Origin of the sequence: Flavobacterium branchiophilum NBRC 15030 = ATCC 35035 (assembly GCF_002217205.1) — a bacterium.
Classification (GTDB): Bacteria; Bacteroidota; Bacteroidia; order Flavobacteriales; family Flavobacteriaceae; genus Flavobacterium; species Flavobacterium branchiophilum.
Window position 1 is genome coordinate 1 of record NZ_MUGT01000132.1, and the last position, 19,990, is coordinate 19,990.

A 19,990-nucleotide genomic window follows, 5' to 3' on the forward strand; every position below is an offset into this window, starting at 1 on the left:
CACTACTAGTATAGAAAAATACTTCATAATCAGCCGCTGACAATCCATTGAGGATGATTGGTACAAACTGATTCAAATTAAATGTACTACTAGACTGGCATATAGACGATTGCGCTGCTGTGGGGGTGGTAAGATCTAGTGGTGGTACATACTCTATTGTCATACAATCACTAAGAGGACAATTCAATCCATTCGGATAAGCAGTAACGCAATACACTCCAGGCGTTGATATTAAAAGGCAATTTGAATTTTCATTTGTAATTGTTATTCCATTTTTTTTCCATGTATGTGTAATTGAGCTTGATAAATTTGTGCAAATCGTTCGAGTTGACCCTATGCATGGAGCCATACCGTTATTTACTAGCATATCGATAGGTAAGCTTATCGAAGGTGAATTAAAACTATTGGATTTAAAAAAAACTGCGGAATCGTAATTATTATCCCCAACATTTGCAATTGCTAATTTTACATGATAGGTTTCACCACATTGTATATTTGCAGTTGCAGGTATAACAGTTGTATATCCATTATATTGGATTTTACCTGTTAAAGGAGGTAAATTATTATTTAAATAATAAGAACAATTAGTACATGGACCGTTATTGGTAACTCCATTATTAACTGTATGAATTGAAATAGGTATGGTGCTAGATGGAACTAATGCAATATTTATGGCATTATTTGAATATGGACCTGAAATACCTGGTCCACTTAAAAAAAAACCAAATCTATCATTGTAAATTGAATTTATAAAAGTAGGATACTCCTCTGATGCAAAAATAAAATCAAAAGATAAACTATTTCCATTGGCTATAAAATCGAACTCCAAAGAAGCCTTATTTCTTATAATCACGTTTCCTATTCCATTCAAATTTAACAAATCAATTTCCCCTTCACTTGGAGTGTTTGGCGGGATATTTGCGTTTGAGATATTATCTGTCATTGCAGCTACTGAAATATTTCCAGTTGCTAATATTAAACCGTTGGTCAACCCTAAATTAGTAGGAGTATTTCCAGTTATAAATGCCCCCACTTGATCATTTATCATAGTAGCATTTACAACACTACCATTAAACTTTACATTTGAAATTGTAACTCCAGATCCTAACAAAACGTTTTGAACTAATTGCGTTGGTGTCATATTATTATCTACAAGTATTTGTGCATAACAACATGAGTAAATGAAGAATAGTATATATGTAAAAAATAATTTAATAAAGTTCATATTTAAATAATTTAATTTGATTTTTTAATAATTTTTTTATAAATTATATTATTATTTTTTTCAAAAACTACAACATCATAAATACCATCTGGAAACTTTCCAATTTCTATAGATAACTCTTTATTTTGAATAAATTCTTTTTTATGTATTAATTTACCTTCAAAACTATAAATTTCAATTTTATCAACTATAAAATTAGTACAAATAACAAAGAAATTATTTGAAGTTGGATTAGGATATAATAAAATGTTAGAATTAGAGTCTAACAATGAATTGGAATCGTCAGTTGTTTGTATGCTACTATAATTAGTGCATAAACCAACAGAACTAATAACTTTTTGATTGTTAGTGGGCATTGCTCTAAATCCTGCTCCCCAAGTAACACTATTTGCAGAAAAAAATTTATTATTATTCGATATCAAATCGATAGTATAACCTCCTATTCTTATTGTTGAAGTTGTATAATATTTAAAATTTATATTAATTTGACTTTGAATAGTATAATTTATAGGGGTGTTGATATTAACATTTGCAGGTGGATTTGAACAAAAAGTTTCTTGAGCTACCAAAAAATGGTAGCTCAAGAAGAATATTATGGTTAATTTAGTTTTCATTTTTCGAGTTTTCAACTTTTATATTAAATATTTTTTTTAATAACTCCATCTCTTCCTTTAACCTTTTTAATTCAACTTCTTGACTTTGAAATTTCTTATCTTGTGAAATAATATACAAGGTTAATTCTTCTATTTTTTCTTGCTGTCTCTTAGTCATATCAGCAAGTCCTAGACCGTTTTTTTCAATTTCTTCTGCCGAAGGCATATTAGATAAATGACCGTTCATTTTTATATAATTTTCTACTTCTTTTAGTGTCGCTAGTTTATAATCTGTTTTGAAAACATAATCTGCCCAAATAATTCCAGAAGGTTGAACTAGAACCTCATCTTTAACTCTAATTTTACCGTTTACAATTAAATTATAGCTAGGATCTAAAAGATCAGTTTGATTAAAATATGGGGTTGAAGTTTTTCCAACAAATACCTTTCCTTTTCTTATGCTAAATGTAGGTTCATTATTATTAGAATTTAAAATTGTATTAAATTGTAATAAATTATTATTTTGAGTAACAATTCTATTTGAACTCAAAGCTCCATCATTTGCATATAATGATATGTCTGTACCAAAAGTGATAGGTGTAGCCCATGTTAGAGTTCCAATTGAATCAGTAGATGTTAGTACTTTACCAATTGTAGGAGTAGAGTTTAATGGCTTAATAACTATATTAGTAAAATCTTGAATTCTATAATTTTCAGTAGGATAAAATTTAGCAGCTCTAAATACAACATCACTTAACCCGTTCATTATATAATCTGTTACTCTATTTGTGTTAGCATTATTAATAAATTGTGTTCCAACTCCTAAATCTCTATACCACTTATTATTTGTATTTGAAATTCCATTGTTTTCCGTTTCAGTATTTTCAATAACAGTTCTGTTTGCTGTATTTAAAACATCAAAAACAAAATTTTGTGTTGGTGAAGGCGGATTCCAATCTGCAATATTAAAATTTTGAAAAGTATTGTTTACTCCTCTTATACCTTTTACTACGAAAGTAGACACACTTGACACTGCTTGCGTCTCAAAACTTGAAAATAAATTCCCTTCAATTGTTCCGCCAGTTCCGGTAAATTCAAGTCCAATAGTAAATCCATTAAGATGAAAATTATTGAATATATTATGATTAAAAACTGCCGATACAGGATTATTACCATTAACGTTAATAACGATACTTTTTCTACATTTTAAAAAATGAATATTTTCAAACACATTATAATCTATTTCACCATTATTGTTAATATCTACAAATATTTGTATAGAATCCGAAAATGTTCCACCAACAGTTCTTCCTAAAAATAAATTCTCGAATAAATTTCGTTGTGCTCCAGGAGTTAATTTTAAACTTGCTAAAGCTTCATTTGCATTTATACCATTGTGGGTTGATATAGCTAAATTTTTAATAGTATTGCCTTCCGTACTTATAGCAAAAATAGGATTTGAAGTGCTCATACCAGTAGAACTATGTAAATATGTATTAATTCCTGCACCTTCAATTGTAATTCCTGCTCTGTTTATATTTGATAAATTTATACTGTTATTAATAAAATATTCGCCTTCTTGAATATATATTTTTTTAAACCCAGCATTTAAGGCATTGTCAATTGCATTATTTAAAAAATCACCTGGTGTGTAAGAAACTAAATGATAAGTTGGTGAGTCATTTTGAATAAGGCTAATTGGTGTAAGGACTTTTGATCCAATTGTGTAAACTTCATTTTGTATTACAGCATTAGGATTTACTCCACCACTAACAGCAGATAATCCAACATTTCCATTTATATCCACAGTTAGTACTTTCCCGTTTGAAGGTATAGTAGTTGGGCTATTACTGTTGATACCCGTGAATCTTAAACCTGAATTGCCAGATATTGAATTAATTATAAGCTTTGAATCAATAGTTTTATTTAAATTAAATTGGAATATTCTTTTATTAAAATCTCCTTCAATATAGTTATTTCCTAATGTTCTAGCATTAGTATTATTTTTTTCAATTAATAACATATTGTCTGTTAAACTATTTAAAAATACAGGCTCACCCAAAAGCAAACTAGTATTTATTATGGGGCTATTTAAAATTGGATTTCCCATAATGATATTTCCACGACCACTTAAGCCATATCCTGTATTTTTACCAATATAGATATTTCCATTACCATTTTGTAATTTGCCCGCATTAAAGCCCAAAAAAGTATTACCAAATCCATTAGAATTTAATCCCGTTTCACAACCAACAAAAGTATTATTTATACCAACAGAGTTATTTCCTGCTAAATCTCCTAAAAATGTATTACATTCGGTTAATGTACTAGATTGAATTTGAGCAACACCACTTAAATTCGTGCCACAAATAGCCCTAATATAAAAGGTATAAGATGTAGATGGATTTAGATTATTAATTGTAATATTTGGATTTTGAGTATTTATAATAATACCTGTACCTTGAACAAAACCAGAAACACCGTATTCTATCTGCCATGAAGTTGAACCATTTGCCGTCCAACTTAAATCAATAGATGTTGAAGACGAAGGATTTGCTAATAGTGCAGTTGCACTCAAACATGTGTTTGAATCAATAATAACATTATCAATTAACCAACGATCACCTGGTACTGTACCAACCATAGGCTGTGAGTATTTCATTACAAAAGCTACATAAACCTGCTGACCAACATATGAACTTAAATCTACCGTTTTTTCTTCATAGATATTGAAAGTAGCATTTAGATTAGATTCATTCCACTCTTTAACTAGAGTATATCCTGTTGCAACGTTTTGAACTCCTGAATTTACAGGTTTTACTTTAATTTGATACAAAGTTCCTAAAGTTGTTGAAGTGAATGATCTTGTATAAAATCTTAACTGACCGTTTGATGGAATTGTAACTGCAGGGGTTGCTAAATAATCTTCAGAAGTATTTCCGCCCCCAATATTTTCTCTTGTCATATACGCTGAATTTGATCCGTTATATACGAAAGGTGGTGTGGATATTGAGTTATTTATACCCCAGCGTTCTATAATACCTATTCCGTTATCAAATACAGCCCAATTTCCGGTACTTAATGACCAAATAGTAGATGGCAATGGGTTAGGCCCTGATGTATTTTCAAATTTTTCAAAATTCATTTGGCAAAAACAGAAAGTTGAATAGAAAAAAAATATTAATTTTAAAATTGTTTTTTTCATAATTAATTGTATTTTTTGGTTTGTTTATGGATTAATTTTTGCTTTAAAAATTAAAAATTCAAATATAAATAAAAAAACATAAATACTTTATTAAATTTGCAAAAAAATAATCCAAATGATAAAAATTACTATAAAACCAACTCAAAACCCCAACATCTTGAAGTTTGAGTTTCCTGATTTTATTACGCACCATGAACATTTTGAGTTTAAAAATATTGATGAAACCAAAAATGCTCCTTTGGCTCAAAAATTGTTTTATTTACCATTTGTAAAAACCGTTTACATTTCGGGAAATTTTGTAGCGATAGAAAAATTTAGTATTGTAGAATGGCCCGATGTGCAGGAAGCTGTGGCTCTTGAAATTGAAACCTTTGTAAATGAGGGTGGCGTTGTTGTGTTGCCCACTACTCATGCTACCAAAAAAACACCGATTACGGTATATGGCGAGACAACTCCAAATCCTTCTTCACTCAAATTTGTGGTGAATAAAATATTGGTTAAAAACGCTGTAGAATACAAGAATATCGACGAAACATTGTCATCTCCATTGGCACGAGCCCTTTTTGAATTTTCGTATGTGAAAGAAGTTTTTATTGACGAAAATTATATTTCTGTAACTAAATTTGAAATGGCCGACTGGAACACCGTGTCATTAGAATTGAGAACTTTTATTAAAAATTTTATTGAAAACGGCGGCATAGTGGTTGATGAATCATTATTAATAAATAATCCAAAACAAGAAAAACAACAACTACAGGATTTTGACAAATTAGACGTAACCTCTCAACAAATTATCAATATTTTAGAAGAATATGTAAAACCTGCCGTGGCGGCAGATGGTGGAAATATATTGTTTGACTCTTATAATGAAGCCGAGAAAAGAGTCAAAGTTGTTTTGCAAGGTGCTTGTAACGGCTGTCCTTCATCTACCTTTACCTTGAAAAATGGGATTGAAAACATGCTCAAAGACATGCTCAATGAACCCAATATTATTGTAGAAGCAGTTTAGATTTTTTTTTTAAAGCATGACTATTTTGATGGCCATCAAATAAAGTTGAATAGTTGGCATGAGGTCGAATGTACATAATACCTTAATAAATATTAAATAAAAAAAGTCAAGATACATTAAATTAATTTTGTTATTAGCAAAAAAATAATTATTAAATGAAAGCATATATTTTTCCTGGTCAAGGAGCACAATTTACGGGTATGGGCAAAGATTTGTACGAATCTTCTAGTATTGCCAAAGAAATGTTTGAAAAAGCCAATACTATATTAGGTTTTAGAATTACCGACATCATGTTTGAAGGATCGGCTGAAGATTTAAAACAGACAAAGGTTACACAACCTGCTGTTTTTTTACATTCTGTAATTTTGGCTAAAACAATGGGAACTCAATTTTGTCCAGAAATGGTAGCGGGTCATTCATTAGGAGAGTTTTCGGCCTTGGTTGCTAATGGGGTTTTATCATTTGAAGATGGCTTGCAATTGGTTTTTAAGCGTGCCATGGCCATGCAAAAAGCCTGCGAAATGGAGCCATCGACCATGGCTGCCGTATTGAATTTGGACGACAAAAGAGTTGAGGAAATTTGTGCCACTATAGACGGGGTTGTTGTAGCTGCAAACTATAACTGTCCAGGACAATTGGTAATTTCGGGAGCCTATTCGGCAGTAGAAAAAGCATGTGTTGCTATGAAAGAAGCGGGTGCCAAACGGGCTTTGATTTTGCCAGTTGGTGGTGCCTTTCATTCGCCATTGATGGAGCCAGCCCGAGAAGAGCTTGCGGCAGCAATAGAAGCCACCCATTTTTCTGAACCTATTTGTCCAGTGTATCAAAATGTTACAGCAAACGCCGTAGCGGATGCTGCGTCTATCAAAAAAAACTTAATCATTCAACTTACAGCACCTGTCAAATGGACGCAATCTGTACAGCAAATGATTGCAGACGGTGCAACTTCTTTTACAGAAGTTGGTCCTGGAAAAGTATTGGTTGGCTTGGTCAATAAAATTAACAAAGACGTTCAAACAATTTCGGCATAAAAAAAATTAAAAAAAATAAAACATGTCAAGCTTGCAACATTTGCGGGCTTGACATGTTTGATAGTATTCCCCAAAAATGAGTTTAGAACACCAAATCATATTATCATTAGGAAGTAATCAAGGCCATCGATTGGAGCATTTAATAGGCGCTGTACAATCGATTCATGCCCAAATTGCTACCGTGATAAAAGTATCAAAGGTATATGAATCGCCTGCTTGGGGGTTTGACAGCGATCCGTTTTTTAATATTGCCATTTTATTGCATACAGACAAAGACTGTATGACTATTGCAAAACAATTGTGGCATTTGGAACAAAGTATGGGCAGAAAACCTAAAACAAAGTCCGAATATGAGGCCCGCATCATTGATATTGATTTGATTAGTTTTGACCAAGACATTATTGAAAACGACCAACTGCAAATTCCACATAAGGAAATGCACCATAGGCAATTTGTGTTATGTCCGATGATGGATTTGGAAATAGTTTGGGAACATCCCATTTTAAAAAAAAATATCCCAACCTTGCTTGCCCATTGTTCAGACAAAAGTTCTTGTATTCCAGTAGCAACCATGGAAGCTCCTTTGTCAAAATTTCAATTTCAAAATAACAATCATATTGTCATTGAAGGCAACATTGGTGCTGGAAAAACTACGCTAACCAATAAAATTGCTGCCGACTTTAATGGAAAAACAGTTTTAGAGCAGTTTTCGGACAATCCGTTTTTGCCTCTTTTTTATCAAGACGCTTCACGATATGCTTTTCCGTTGGAAATGTCATTTTTGGCAGAAAGATACCAACAACTGGCCGATGATTTGAAACAATATGATTTGTTTAAAGACTTTTTAATTGCGGATTATCATATATTCAAATCGTTGATTTTTGCAAAAGTAACCCTTAGTGATGCAGAATTTCGATTGTATAAAACTTTATTTGACATCATTTATAAGGAAATTCCAAAACCCGATTTGTACATTTATTTATATCAAAAAACTCCGAAATTGATACAAAACATACAAAAAAGAGCCAGATTGTATGAACAAAGCATATCTGAAACGTATTTGATGCAAATTAATAATGGGTATTTGGACTATATCAAATCAGACAAACAGCTTAGGGTTTTGATTATAGATGTTTCGGAATTGGATTTTGTAGAAAATCACAATGATTATTTATATATTTTGGAGCAAATCGATGATTTTTGTAAAAAAAAGTAATAAAAAACATCTGTTGTAATAAAAAACAATATTTTATATTAAACTAAATATTTATATAAATACCAATAAAAATGATCAATTTTGTGCCCATTGTTTTACCTTTTTTGCCTTTTGCTTTTCAATTGATTGTTGGGAGTATTGCGATGAAAAGCAGTTTTAAATTCAAGTTTAGCCATGTTTGTATTGTAAGTTTACTATTTCAAATAATATTTTCAATAGTATCGTTTATTATATTTAATTATCGATTTAATCAAAGTATCGATGGCAATTCGCCAGGCTGCGGCATGTGGATTATTGGTGTTTTGAGCATGTTATTATTAGCTGGAATAGCAACAGTAATAACTATCTTGATACAGTATTTGATACAAAGATTTAAAAAAAAGAAATTAAAAGATGTAGGTATTTAAATTTTTCCTTTTTTTTTAAATTAAACAACTTACTTCACTTGTTTGCTATTGCTCGGGTAGTATCTTTGGACTATTTTATAAAAATATTTGTTTTTATAAATACATTGGGTAAGATGGGGATCAAATTGTTGTAAATTGGTGTGCTTTCAAATGACATTTTTTGAAAACAAAATTCACTTGTTTTAGATTAATTATTTTTTTTAACTAATTTTGCTAAAAAAATAATTTATAACCCATACGTATATGCACATTGCCATCGCTGGAAATATTGGAGCTGGAAAAACCTCTTTAACCAAATTATTATCTAAACATTTTAAGTGGACTGCTCATTATGAAGAAGTGGTGGACAATCCATATTTGGACGATTTTTACCATCAAATGGAGAGATGGTCGTTTAATTTGCAAATATTTTTCTTAAATAGTCGTTTTCGTCAAATATTAGATATTCGAGAAAGTGGTAAAAAAACCATTCAGGATCGTACTATTTATGAGGATGCTCATATTTTTGCTCCCAATTTGCATGCTATGGGATTGATGACCAATAGGGATTTTCAAAATTACTCATCGTTGTTTGAATTGATGGAATCATTAGTGCAACCCCCAGATTTATTGATTTATTTACGGAGTTCTATTCCAAATTTAGTAGGACAAATCCATAAAAGAGGAAGAGAATATGAAAATAGTATTTCGATTGATTATTTGAGCAGGCTCAACGAGCGTTATGAAGCATGGGTTCAAACGTATCATAAAGGTAAGTTACTTATTATTGATGTAGATGAAATAGATTTTGTAAATAACCCAGAGGATTTGGGTACTATTATTAGCAAAATTGATGCTGAAATTAATGGGCTTTTCTAATATTGCACTTGTGTAAACAAATGATTTTGCTGTATTTTTTGCTATTTTATTATTATTTTTGCTAATGTTTTATAAAATAGTCATGATAGTGTTGCCAAAAAATGCAGCGTACAAAAAATACTGGCTTTGCTTGATTATTAGTTTTTTGTTGCACCAAACGTCCTACGGGTACTGACGCCCCTAGCCCTGATGGGAGCGACATCCTTTTGTGGCGGGGTTCGCCACAAAAGATATAGCGAACAGCAGGAATAGCTCCTGATAATAAATTATTTTTTTAGTATATTTTGAATTTCATGTTGCAGTAAAGGTTGCATTACTTGGTAGCCTTTTAGATTGGGGTGCACACCATCGGGAGAAAGTGTTTTTTGTAGTCCTTTTTGATCATCTACCATATATTTATAATAATCTACAAAGCTAATTTTATTTTTTTCGGCATAATTTTTCAACATTTTATTGAGGGCTATAACTTGGTTTGCAGGGTTTTTATTGGGGTTCCAATAGAAGTCGTTTGCGGGCAATACGGCACATAAAATGACTTTGATGTGATTTGCTTTGGCCATTTCGATCATTGATTGGATGTTGTTTGTAATTGTTTCGAGCGTTGTTTCGCCAGTATTGCCTGCTATATCGTTGATACCCGCTAGAATGACCACAATTTTTGGTTTTAGAGCCACAACATCTTGCCGAAAACGAAGGAGCATTTGTGGAGTGGTTTGACCGCTAATGCCTCTGTTGATGTAGTTATTGGACGAAAAAAAATCGGGTTGTTGGGCAAGCCAAAATTCGGTGATAGAATCTCCCATAAACACGGCTTTTATGGGTTTAGCTTCTTGAATGATACGGGTGTTGTCTGATTGGTATTTGGATAAATTGGCCCAATCTTGAGCATAAATATTTGATTTCATTGTATTTATGAAAAATATTAAAAGTATGAAGGATATGTTTTTTGGCATCATTTTGGTTTTTTTTGAAAGGTTCAAGCGGTTTGTAAAAGGCTATGGTGGTGGCGTTTTTTGATACAAATATACTTTTTTTGACATGACAATCCAACCCTTTTGATATATTTACACTCTATAAAGAAAAAAAAGCACCATGGCGGTATCTGAAACATTACTATTGAATTGCAAGAAAAAACAAAGGGCTGCCCAGAGGCAATTGTATGAGTACATGTCGCCCAAGTTGTATGCTACATGCAAACGGTATTTGAAAAAAGAGGAAGAAGTAGAAGAGGCATTGGGCGATGCTTTTTTTCAGATATTTACAAAATTGGACCAACTTAAAGAATGGGGTGCTTTTGAAGCTTGGGCCCGTCGGATAACGGTAAATTGTTGTTTGGCGAGCATCAAAAAAAACACCAATTTCAATATGTATTTAGAAGATGCACAAGCCAATTGGCAACCCAAAACAGACGAACAGACACCGCTAGAAGAAGCAGATTTGCTGGCATTGGTTCAAAAAATTCCAGATGGATGTAGGACTATTTTTAATTTATTTGTTATAGAAGGATTTGGACACAAAGAAATTGCGGCCATGCTTCAAATATCTGAAGGCACTTCCAAGTCGCAATTGAATGTAGCCAAAACCAAGTTGAAAGATTTAGTAAATACTTTTTATTACCAAAAAGCAAAATAAAACATGGACAATTCCAATCAATTATTTGATCAAATTAAAAAAGCTGTTGAAAAAAATGAAGCACAAACATTTTCTAATGCTGAAAAAGTGTGGCAAAATGTAGCCTCAAAATTAGACCAAGAGCAATTACAAACAGATAAAAAAATGTGGCAAAAATGGGCAGTTGCAGCTTCGTTTTTGTTGCTTATAACTATTGGATATCAATCGTTTATAGCAGATAATACAACCACTATAAGCCCTACAAACGATGTGGTGTTGAAAGACAGTTTGCCATTTGAAACCCAAGATACGACACTAGAACCCTCTTTTTTGAAAACGGAAGAAGCGGTGGCTTTGCAAATGCCAAAAAGAAATCCTTTGCTTCAAGCAGATGCTGTGCCAGAAGTTGACATGCAACCTACCGAAACCGCTCTTGCCATGGCTGCTCCTGATGCAGAAATTGCGGAAGAAAGTAACATATTGAGCAAATCAACGAATCAAAAACTGAAAGTGAACCCTATGTTTTTGAATGGTATTGAAGCTAAAGTTGTAGATGGTGCTGTAAGTGTACAAGACAAAAAAACGCCCCCTTTGGTGGTTATGGACGGCTATCTTCAAAGTGATAGCTTGGAAACAGCAGCAGCAGTAAAGGCTTTTGCTGCATCAAAATCGATAGATTTAGAGGATATTACCATTTTGAATAACCCATTATATATTATAGACGGACATTATTATGACGAAGAATCCCTTTTTGGTACACATCCTACAAGCCCTTATTATCCGTTGAAAAAGCAATTGATAGAAAGTATTTTGATCTTGCAAGATGAAAAAGCAATGGCTAATTATGGCGAAATGGGTAAAAATGGTGTGGTAATTATCAAAACCAAATATGGCAAACCAGTGCATCATTAAGTTTATTATTTTTATTATTTTTACCAAAACCTTTTTAGCACAAATAGTAGCTGAAAAGGTTTTTTTTATGGACTATATTTTATGAAGTTTGACTCATATTTCTTTGCTGTGTGGTGTCTTTGCGAGTTTCATTTCTAGCAATGTAAATACTTCAACCATTTGGAATGAATTACGTACAGTCATGTAAATGTTTGTATAAAATATAGTCAAAACCCTTATGCAAAACTTAACTTGTGAAAACGGATTAAAAAAACTAGGAAACTTATTTGGTTTTTAAAGTTTCCTTTTGTAATTTTGCCAGCGTAAAATCATATTTTTTTCGATAAAGATATTAAAATGAAAGACAAAATCATAAAAAATGCAACGGAAATGTTTTTGAAAGTAGGTTTCAAAAGTGTAACTATGGATGATATTGCCTCACAAATGTGTATTTCAAAAAAAACGATTTACAAATATTTTTGTAACAAGGAGTTGCTGATAGAAGAAACAACAAGTACCGTACATACGGAAATCCATCAGAAAATTGCAGACATTGTGGCGCAAAACCACAATGCCATTTCAGAGAATTTTGAAATACTGAAAATGTTTAAAGAAATGTTTCAATCCACAGACAGTTCGCCAGCGTATCAATTAAAAAAGCATTATCCAGACATCTATGAAAACGTAATAAATAAAGAAATAGATGAATGTAAAACATTGTTTAGAAAAAACATCGAAAAAGGAATTCAAGAAGGCTTGTATAGAGCTGAAATTCCAATAGATACAGCCGTTTTTTTTTATTATTCCTTAATATTTGTGATTAATGAAAATATAAGTTCAGAAAAAGAAGCCAAAAAATTAGAATTGGCAGCACTCGAATACCACATTCGGGCCATTGCAAGTGCCAAAGGAATAGAAGAATTAGAAAAACATATAACCCAGAAATAGAAACAGTATATCCAATGAAAAAAATAATATTCATTACAACAATAAGCTTGTCGTTATGGGGCAATGCACAAGAAACGAGCTCCAATAAGTACCGATTTTCCTTGTCGGAGGCGGTAAATTTTGGTGTGGAACACAATTATTCGATATTGAATGCTAGTAAAGATATTGCGGCAGCAAAAGAAAAAAAGCGTGAAACAACAACTATTGGTTTGCCACAAATAAATGCGGCAATTGGTTATCAAAACAATATTGTTTTGCAAAAATCGTTGATTCCTGCCGAAATTTTTGGAGGACAACCAGGCGAGTTTGCAGAAGTAGCTTTTGGAACCAAACAAAATATGGCTGCTAGTGCTACTTTAAGCCAATTGTTGTTTAATGGTTCTTATTTGGTAGGACTAGAATCGGCAAAAGTATATTTAAAAATTTCAGAAAATGCAAAAATCAAAACCAATAACGAAATCAAGGAGCTCATTATTGCATCATATTGCAATGTGTTATTGGCAGAAGAAACGATAGTAATCATCGAAAAAAATAAAATTTCGTTAGAAAAGTTGCTTTTTCAAACAACCGAAACCTATAAAAATGGCCTGATAGAAGAAGAGAATGTAGAGCAGCTTCAAATCACGTTATCATCTGTAAATAACGCTTTAGAAAACATCAAAAGGCAAAAAAATATTGCCTTAAATATGCTCAAATTAGTAATGGGCATGTCTATGAATGACGAATTAGCACTTACAGAAAAATTAGAAAAATTAGCCGTTAGTAGTGTCAATTTAGACATTATTAAATCCAATTTTGAGGTAACTAACCATATAGATTACAAGATTCAAGACAATGTAATTAATAGTAACAAATTGTTGGTTAAATTAGAAAAAAGCAAAGCATTGCCTACATTGGCCGCTGCCTACAACATTGGATACAATGCTTTTGGTAATCAATTTAAATTTTTGTCGGCAGAACAACGCTGGCTAAACTATTCTAATGTTGGGGTTAGTTTGAATATTCCCATATTTAGCAGTTTTGCTAGAAGTTCCAGAACACAGCAAGCCAAAATTGCATTGGAACAAGCTCAAACCAAGATGATTCAAACCGAGCAAACCCTAAAACTTCAATTTGAAAAAGCCAAAAGCGACTACGAATACAGTTTGCAACAATTGGTGTTTTCAAAAAACAGTTTGTCATTGTCTGAACGAATTGAACAAAAACAAGAGGTCAAGTTTAAAGAAGGACTTTCGTCGAGTTTTATATTGAACGAAGCCCAAAGACAATTGTATAGCAACCAACAAAATTATTTGCAAGCCTTATTAGATGTCATTGTGAAAAAAGCATCATTAGAAAAAATGTTAAACTAAACTAATCAAAATAAAATAATCAAGTATGAAAAAAATAGTATTACTTACAACCGTTGGATTGGTAATGTTGTCTTGTAACCCATCTGGGAAACCAACAACAGACGACTTATTGAAAGCCAAAGATGTAACAGCCATAAAAGCCAAACGAGCTGAAATTCAGGCAGAGTTGAGCAAAATAGACGAGGTTTTAACCAAAATAGAAACCAAAAAAGAGATTGCATTAGTAGCGGTGGCCGCCGTTAGCGATACTGTTTTTCAGCATTATTTAGAAATACAAGGCAATGTAAATACCAAGGAAAACATTCTGATTCAACCCGAAATACCAGGAACTCTTGCAAGCTTAAATGTGAAAGCCGGACAACATGTGGCCAAGGGTCAGGTTTTGGCTCGTGTGGACGACGGAGGAATGAGTCAGCAAGTGGCCAGTTTGCAAACACAATATGATTTGGCCAAAACAACTTATGAAAGACAAAAGAATCTTTGGGACCAAAAAATCGGATCTGAAATCCAATTTTTACAAGCCAAAACACAAATGATTAGCTTACAAAAATCGGTTGCTCAAGCCAAAGCTGGGTTAAGCAAAACGCTTATCAAAGCCCCTTTTTCTGGAACTATCGACGAAGTGTTTGTAGAAAGAGGTCAGGTAGTGGCAGCAAGCATGCAGGGTTTGATGCGAATTGTTAATTTGTCTAACATGTATCTATCCACTTCAGTACCAGAAAGTTATATTGGTAAAATCAAAGTTGGGACAACCGTTGATGTTTTTTTAACATCGCTCAACAAAACTTACAAAGGAAAAGTGCGACAAATTGGCAATTTTATCAATCCAAATAACCGTAGTTTTGGAATAGAGGTAAGTGTGCCAAACACCGATAACTTATTGAGACCCAATCAGGTGGCTAAACTCAAAATTATTGATTATGTAAACCCAAAAGCTATTGTAGTGCCAACAAACATTATTCAAGAAGATGGTCAAAAAAACAAATTTGTATTTGTAGTGGCCAATAGCAAAGGTAAAACAGGATTGGCCAAAAAAGTAATGGTACAAACGGGACAATCCTCAGACAATGTAACAGAAATTATAAACGGACTTTCTACCGAAGATTTATTGGTTACAGAAGGTGCCAACACCATTTCTGAGGGGATGCAATTAAATTTTTAGCACTCTGAATTAGAGTAATTGTGTAAAAAAAGTTTGCGGTATAAAATATTTTATTTATTATTAACATCATTTCCTATTGACCCCTAGTAGGAAGTTCCCCTTTTTGGGGTTAGGGGGCTACTATGTCACATCAAAATAAAGAATTCGGCATTTCAAGTTGGGCTGTGGACAATCGTGTAACGGTCTATATTCTTACATTTATAATAGTTGTTGCGGGTTTGATGGCTTATGTCAATATGCCACGGGAAGATTTTCCTGAAATCATCGAAAATAAAATATACATTTCGTCTGTTTTTCCTGGAAATTCTGCCGAAGATGTCGAAAAATTAGTAATCAAGCCATTAGAAAAACAAGTCAAAAATATTAGCGGCGTTGCAAAAGTAACATCGAGTTCATTTCAAGATTATGGAATGATTATAGCCGAATTTTCGGACGATGTTTCTATAGAACAAGCCAAGCAAAAAGTAAAGGACAAAGTGGACAATGCCAAAGCCAGCACCGACTGGCCCAATATGGACAACGGCAGCAAGGTAGAGCCTAATGTTTTTGAGCTTAATATTTCTGAAGAAGTGCCTATTTTGAACATCAATTTACAAGGAAATTATACGACGCAACAGTTGAAAAAATATGGCGAATTGTTGCAAGACGACATCGAAGAAATTTCCGAAGTAAAAAAAGTGGATATCCTTGGCGTAGATGACAAAGAAGTAGAAATAGCTATCGATTTGTTTAAAATGACCGCCGCTCAAGTAACTTTTGACGAAATTCAAAATGCAGTCAAATACGAAAACATGACCCTTTCTGGCGGTAATTTAGTGTCGCAAGGTTCTCGAAACAATATAAGAATTATTGGCGAAATCAAAGATCCAAAAGAACTAGAAAATATTGTTGTGAAATCTTTTGGAGGAAGTGTTTATTTAAAAGACATTGCCCAAGTATCGTTCAAAGAAAAGGAAAAAACCACTTATGCTCGAGAAAAAGGCACCGAAGTTGTGATGCTCAACGTCAAAAAACGATCTGGACAAAACATGATTTCTGCCATCGATCAAGTTAAAGAAAAAATCAAAATAGCTCAAGATAGTTATTTACCCAAAAATTTAAAAATCGAACTCACAAACGACCAATCCTCCAGAGTCGAACACCAAGTAGATGAATTGTCAAACCACATTATATTTGGTATTGTGCTGGTTATGCTTGTTTTAATGTTTACCATGGGATTGCGAAATTCCTTGTTTGTAGGAGCTGCCATTCCTTTGTCTATGATGATTGCCTTTGCCTTCCTTTCAATGTTTGGACTCACGCTCAACACCATGGTGCTTTTCGGACTGGTTATGGGGCTGGGTATGCTTGTAGATGACGGTATTGTAGTAGTGGACAACGTATATGCCAACATGCAAAAAGGCATGACCAAAATTCAGGCTTCCAAAATTGGTATTGGCGAAATTGCTTGGCCAGTTATCTCTTCTACAGCAACCACTTTAATGGCCTTTTTGCCTTTTGCCCTTTGGCCAGGCACTATGGGAAAATTCATGAGATATTTCCCTATTACATTAACCATTACTCTAACAGCCTCTTTATTTGTAGCCATGGTCATCAATGCCGCCATGACGGGAGGTTCGATGGCTTTAGAAGACAAAAACATTTCTCGCAAAAAACTTAAACAATATTCTATTCTTTTTTTAATAGTCGGATTGTTATTTGCAATTCCAGGTTATACCACATCAAGTAATGTTTTAAAAGGATTTGGACATTTGTTTTTATTCTCCATCATTTTCATGTGGGTGTACCACCTCAAAGTGTTTCAATGGACACAAGATTTTCAACATAGTTTTTTTCCAAGAATGGAAGAAAAATACAAAATCTTTTTAGCCAAAATTCTAACAGGCCAAAAAGCCTGGTTGGCCTTAATTGGCATTATTGGTATGTTAGTATTTTCGTTTGTTTTGTTAGGGATTTTCCCAAGAAAAATATTATTTTTTCCAGAAAACATACCAAACCAAGTCATTACATACATCGAATTTCCTCAAGGTACAGATATTGAAAAAACCAATAAAGCCACTTATTTTGTCGAAAAACAAGTCATTCAAATACTGTCAAAATACGTAGATCCTAGCACCAACAAAAACTTTTTGGCAGAATCTATCGTATCGCAAGTAGGGGTAGGGGCAGGAAACCCAAATGTAGATGCAGGATCTGCGTCTGAAACACCTTTCAAAGGTAAGGTTACGGTTAATTTTTCTGAATTCAAATTCAGACAAGGTATCGATACCAATACCATTTTAGAAGAAATTCGAGACAAAGTAAAAGGTATAGCAGGGGCAACTGTTATCGTAGAAAAAGATGCCAATGGACCGCCAGCAGGGTACCCTATTAGCGTGCAACTTACAGGCTTAGACTATGACGACATGCTACAAGAAGCCGATAAAATGATTGCCTTTTTAGAGTCGAGAAACATTCCAGGTATCGAAAAATTAAGTGTCGATGTCAATAAAGAAAGTCCCGAACTTGAAGTAAAAGTAGATAGAATAAATGCTGGAAGTATGGGCGTTTCCACGGGGCAGTTAGGATTTAATTTACGTCGATCGGTATATGGACAAGAAATCTCTACCTACAAAGAAGGTGACGATGACTACAACATAGTGATGAGAATGCAAGCCGATCAACGCAAAAACGAAAATGTGCTCTTCAATGAATCTCTGACTTTCAGAAACATGAACAACGGACAAATCATGCAAGTACCCATTTCGGCTATTTCACAAACCCAAAAAACAACTACATACAATCAAATAAAGCGTAAAAATTACAAACGCATTATGACCATTTACTCCAACGTGCTAACTGGGTACAATGGAGACGAAATAACCAAGCAAATCAAAGCCGAACTTCAAAACTACAAAATGCCAAAGAGTATCACCTATTCTTTCTCAGGAGTGCAAGAAGAACAAGGCAAAAATCAAAGCTTCCTAATGTATGCGTTATTTTTAGCATTAGCAGGCATAACCATCATTATTGTATTACAATTCAATTCGGTTTCCAAAACCGTAGTCATTATGTTTACCGTTTTGCTAAGTTTTAGCGGCGTGTTTTATGGCTATGTAATTGCCAACATGGATTTTGTAATCCTCATGACCATGATGGGCATCATATCTTTAGCAGGAGTAGTCGTAAAAAATGGAATTGTATTAATGGACTTTTTCGTCCTTTTGTTAGACAAAAAAGTAGCCGAACAAAAACTAGAAAGCCACGACGATTTGACCCTCGAAGAAATAAAAGAAGTCATCATCGAATCTGGAAAGTCCCGTTTGCGACCAGTTTTGCTCACCGCACTAACCGCCATTTTAGGGCTAATACCCCTAGCAATTGGTTTAAATTTCGACTTTTTTACACTCATTTCCGAGCTAAACCCTCACTTTTTTATGGGGGGCGACAACGTCATGTTTTGGGGACCACTTGCCTGGACTATTATCTTCGGACTTACCTACGCCACCGTACTTACCCTCATCATGGTACCCGTAATGTTCTACCTCGTCAAACGAACCAAGTACAAACTCCGAGACCGAAAAAAGGCCAAAATATAACCCAACTTTTTCAAAAAAATCCGCTTTCAACAAAGCGGATTTTTTATTGTGTTTCAATCAGCAACACAACACACTTTTTAGTGCATTACCTTTTTTTCAGCCCTTGAAGGACTTTCAATTCACAACAAATCACAAAGGATTCAAAAACCCAACCCTCTTGTCCTGCAAGGTCTTTTTTTTCAGCCCTTGTAGGACTTACATATTACAACAAATCTCAAAGATAAAAAAGCCAACCCACTTGTCCTGCAAGGTCTTTTTTTCAGCCCTTCTAGGACTTTCAATTCATAACAAATCTCAAAGATAAAAAAGCCAACCCTCTTGTCCTGCAAGGTCTTTTTTTTAGACCTTGTAGGTCTTACATATTACAACAAATCTCAAAGAAAATAAAGCCATATATATGTCCTGTAAACTCTTTTTTTTTAGCCCTTGTAGGTCTTGCATTTTGCAAAAAAATCTTAAATGATTTAAAAAAACAACGAAAATCTGTACTACATTTTTTTTTATTTATCTCTATTGTAATATTTAAAACAAGAATAGGAGTCAATTTTTTATTTAATTATCATATTTAATTATTCATATTCGCAATTTGGAATCATAAACGGCAGTGATTGATTTACAAATTTAAGAAATAATCCATAATAAGAAACAATTATTCAGACATATTAGATAATGATTTTGTTGTTTATTATTTTTAACTATAAGAAAATGGATTTAAAATTGAAAATAAATAATGGAAAATACTTGAATGGTTCTGTTTATAAAAACAAATTCAATAGATGTCAGACTTTGAAGCCATTCCTATAACGTCAAAAGGTAATCAAAAGTAATTTTAGAAAATACTCACTTTCAAATTCAAATTTGTGAGCCCTATTTTATCAAATAAATATATCGAGTTACTTACTTA

General features: G+C 33.1%; 15 protein-coding genes. 11 read left to right on the forward strand and 4 right to left on the reverse strand.

Annotated elements, in window-relative coordinates; genetic code table 11:
- From B0A58_RS13345 to B0A58_RS16865, 3 genes are all read right to left on the reverse strand, one after another.
- Nucleotides 1–1,141, reverse strand: a 1,141-nt coding sequence (locus tag B0A58_RS13345) for a choice-of-anchor L domain-containing protein (protein WP_207758852.1), incomplete at its 3' end; no start/stop codon positions are given.
- 95 nt (nucleotides 1,142–1,236) lie between these two features.
- A complete protein-coding gene (locus B0A58_RS13350) occupies nucleotides 1,237–1,839 on the reverse strand; it encodes a T9SS type A sorting domain-containing protein (RefSeq protein ID WP_089081474.1) in 603 nt (200 codons plus the stop codon).
- On the reverse strand, nucleotides 1,829–5,023 hold the full coding sequence (locus B0A58_RS16865) for a choice-of-anchor J domain-containing protein (protein ID WP_133063143.1): 3,195 nt from the start codon (nucleotides 5,021–5,023) through the stop codon (nucleotides 1,829–1,831). The genes B0A58_RS13350 and B0A58_RS16865 overlap by 11 nt, the downstream gene beginning before the upstream one ends.
- 115 nt (nucleotides 5,024–5,138) lie before the next feature.
- Here B0A58_RS16865 and B0A58_RS13360 point away from each other — a divergent pair, with 115 nt between their 5' ends.
- The 5 genes from B0A58_RS13360 (at nucleotide 5,139) to B0A58_RS13380 (ending at nucleotide 9,544) form a co-directional block, all read left to right on the forward strand.
- On the forward strand, nucleotides 5,139–6,032 hold the full coding sequence (locus tag B0A58_RS13360; RefSeq protein ID WP_014083087.1) for a NifU family protein: 894 nt from the start codon (nucleotides 5,139–5,141) through the stop codon (nucleotides 6,030–6,032).
- Nucleotides 6,033–6,187: 155 nt separating this feature from the next.
- Nucleotides 6,188–7,063: an ACP S-malonyltransferase gene (gene fabD / locus B0A58_RS13365; RefSeq protein WP_089081476.1), complete on the forward strand. Its 876-nt coding sequence runs from the start codon at nucleotides 6,188–6,190 to the stop codon at nucleotides 7,061–7,063.
- A gap of 76 nt (nucleotides 7,064–7,139) precedes the next feature.
- On the forward strand, nucleotides 7,140–8,279 hold the full coding sequence (gene folK / locus B0A58_RS13370; protein WP_089081477.1) for a 2-amino-4-hydroxy-6-hydroxymethyldihydropteridine diphosphokinase: 1,140 nt from the start codon (nucleotides 7,140–7,142) through the stop codon (nucleotides 8,277–8,279).
- A 71-nt stretch (nucleotides 8,280–8,350) separates the two neighbouring features.
- Nucleotides 8,351–8,686: a hypothetical protein gene (locus tag B0A58_RS13375; RefSeq protein WP_089081478.1), complete on the forward strand. Its 336-nt coding sequence runs from the start codon at nucleotides 8,351–8,353 to the stop codon at nucleotides 8,684–8,686.
- Nucleotides 8,687–8,929: 243 nt separating this feature from the next.
- Nucleotides 8,930–9,544 carry a deoxynucleoside kinase gene (locus B0A58_RS13380; RefSeq protein WP_014083091.1) on the forward strand — a complete coding sequence of 205 codons (615 nt, stop codon included), beginning with the start codon at nucleotides 8,930–8,932 and terminating at the stop codon, nucleotides 9,542–9,544.
- A gap of 266 nt (nucleotides 9,545–9,810) precedes the next feature.
- On the opposite strand, the gene B0A58_RS13385 is transcribed toward B0A58_RS13380, so the two are convergent.
- Entirely contained in the window at nucleotides 9,811–10,449 is a 639-nt protein-coding gene (locus B0A58_RS13385) for an SGNH/GDSL hydrolase family protein (RefSeq protein WP_243389501.1), read from the reverse strand.
- 187 nt (nucleotides 10,450–10,636) lie between these two features.
- Here B0A58_RS13385 and B0A58_RS13390 point away from each other — a divergent pair, with 187 nt between their 5' ends.
- From B0A58_RS13390 to B0A58_RS13415, 6 genes are all read left to right on the forward strand, one after another.
- Nucleotides 10,637–11,176: an RNA polymerase sigma factor gene (locus tag B0A58_RS13390; RefSeq protein WP_089081480.1), complete on the forward strand. Its 540-nt coding sequence runs from the start codon at nucleotides 10,637–10,639 to the stop codon at nucleotides 11,174–11,176.
- A 3-nt stretch (nucleotides 11,177–11,179) separates the two neighbouring features.
- Nucleotides 11,180–12,067 (forward strand): hypothetical protein, encoded by an 888-nt coding sequence (locus B0A58_RS13395; protein ID WP_089081481.1) that lies wholly within the window; start codon nucleotides 11,180–11,182, stop codon nucleotides 12,065–12,067.
- Nucleotides 12,068–12,403: 336 nt separating this feature from the next.
- Nucleotides 12,404–12,994 (forward strand): TetR/AcrR family transcriptional regulator, encoded by a 591-nt coding sequence (locus tag B0A58_RS13400; RefSeq protein ID WP_089081482.1) that lies wholly within the window; start codon nucleotides 12,404–12,406, stop codon nucleotides 12,992–12,994.
- A 14-nt stretch (nucleotides 12,995–13,008) separates the two neighbouring features.
- Nucleotides 13,009–14,346, forward strand: coding sequence for a TolC family protein (locus B0A58_RS13405; RefSeq protein WP_089081483.1), 1,338 nt, complete (start codon nucleotides 13,009–13,011; stop codon nucleotides 14,344–14,346).
- Between the two features lie 25 nt (nucleotides 14,347–14,371).
- The gene (locus B0A58_RS13410) at nucleotides 14,372–15,508 is read left to right on the forward strand and encodes an efflux RND transporter periplasmic adaptor subunit (RefSeq protein WP_089081484.1); all 1,137 of its coding nucleotides are present in this window, start codon (nucleotides 14,372–14,374) and stop codon (nucleotides 15,506–15,508) included.
- Nucleotides 15,509–15,630: 122 nt separating this feature from the next.
- Nucleotides 15,631–19,086 carry an efflux RND transporter permease subunit gene (locus B0A58_RS13415; RefSeq protein WP_089081485.1) on the forward strand — a complete coding sequence of 1,152 codons (3,456 nt, stop codon included), beginning with the start codon at nucleotides 15,631–15,633 and terminating at the stop codon, nucleotides 19,084–19,086.
- Nucleotides 19,087–19,990 lie beyond the last annotated feature (904 nt).

Coding starts and splice junctions, on each gene's coding strand:
- B0A58_RS13350 (WP_089081474.1), bottom strand. CDS start 1,839: ATGAAAACTAAATTAACCATAATATTCTTCTTGAGCTACCATTTTTTG.
- B0A58_RS16865 (WP_133063143.1), bottom strand. CDS start 5,023: ATGAAAAAAACAATTTTAAAATTAATATTTTTTTTCTATTCAACTTTC.
- B0A58_RS13360 (WP_014083087.1), top strand. CDS start 5,139: ATGATAAAAATTACTATAAAACCAACTCAAAACCCCAACATCTTGAAG.
- fabD (WP_089081476.1), top strand. CDS start 6,188: ATGAAAGCATATATTTTTCCTGGTCAAGGAGCACAATTTACGGGTATG.
- folK (WP_089081477.1), top strand. CDS start 7,140: ATGAGTTTAGAACACCAAATCATATTATCATTAGGAAGTAATCAAGGC.
- B0A58_RS13375 (WP_089081478.1), top strand. CDS start 8,351: ATGATCAATTTTGTGCCCATTGTTTTACCTTTTTTGCCTTTTGCTTTT.
- B0A58_RS13380 (WP_014083091.1), top strand. CDS start 8,930: ATGCACATTGCCATCGCTGGAAATATTGGAGCTGGAAAAACCTCTTTA.
- B0A58_RS13385 (WP_243389501.1), bottom strand. CDS start 10,449: ATGAAATCAAATATTTATGCTCAAGATTGGGCCAATTTATCCAAATAC.
- B0A58_RS13390 (WP_089081480.1), top strand. CDS start 10,637: ATGGCGGTATCTGAAACATTACTATTGAATTGCAAGAAAAAACAAAGG.
- B0A58_RS13395 (WP_089081481.1), top strand. CDS start 11,180: ATGGACAATTCCAATCAATTATTTGATCAAATTAAAAAAGCTGTTGAA.
- B0A58_RS13400 (WP_089081482.1), top strand. CDS start 12,404: ATGAAAGACAAAATCATAAAAAATGCAACGGAAATGTTTTTGAAAGTA.
- B0A58_RS13405 (WP_089081483.1), top strand. CDS start 13,009: ATGAAAAAAATAATATTCATTACAACAATAAGCTTGTCGTTATGGGGC.
- B0A58_RS13410 (WP_089081484.1), top strand. CDS start 14,372: ATGAAAAAAATAGTATTACTTACAACCGTTGGATTGGTAATGTTGTCT.
- B0A58_RS13415 (WP_089081485.1), top strand. CDS start 15,631: ATGTCACATCAAAATAAAGAATTCGGCATTTCAAGTTGGGCTGTGGAC.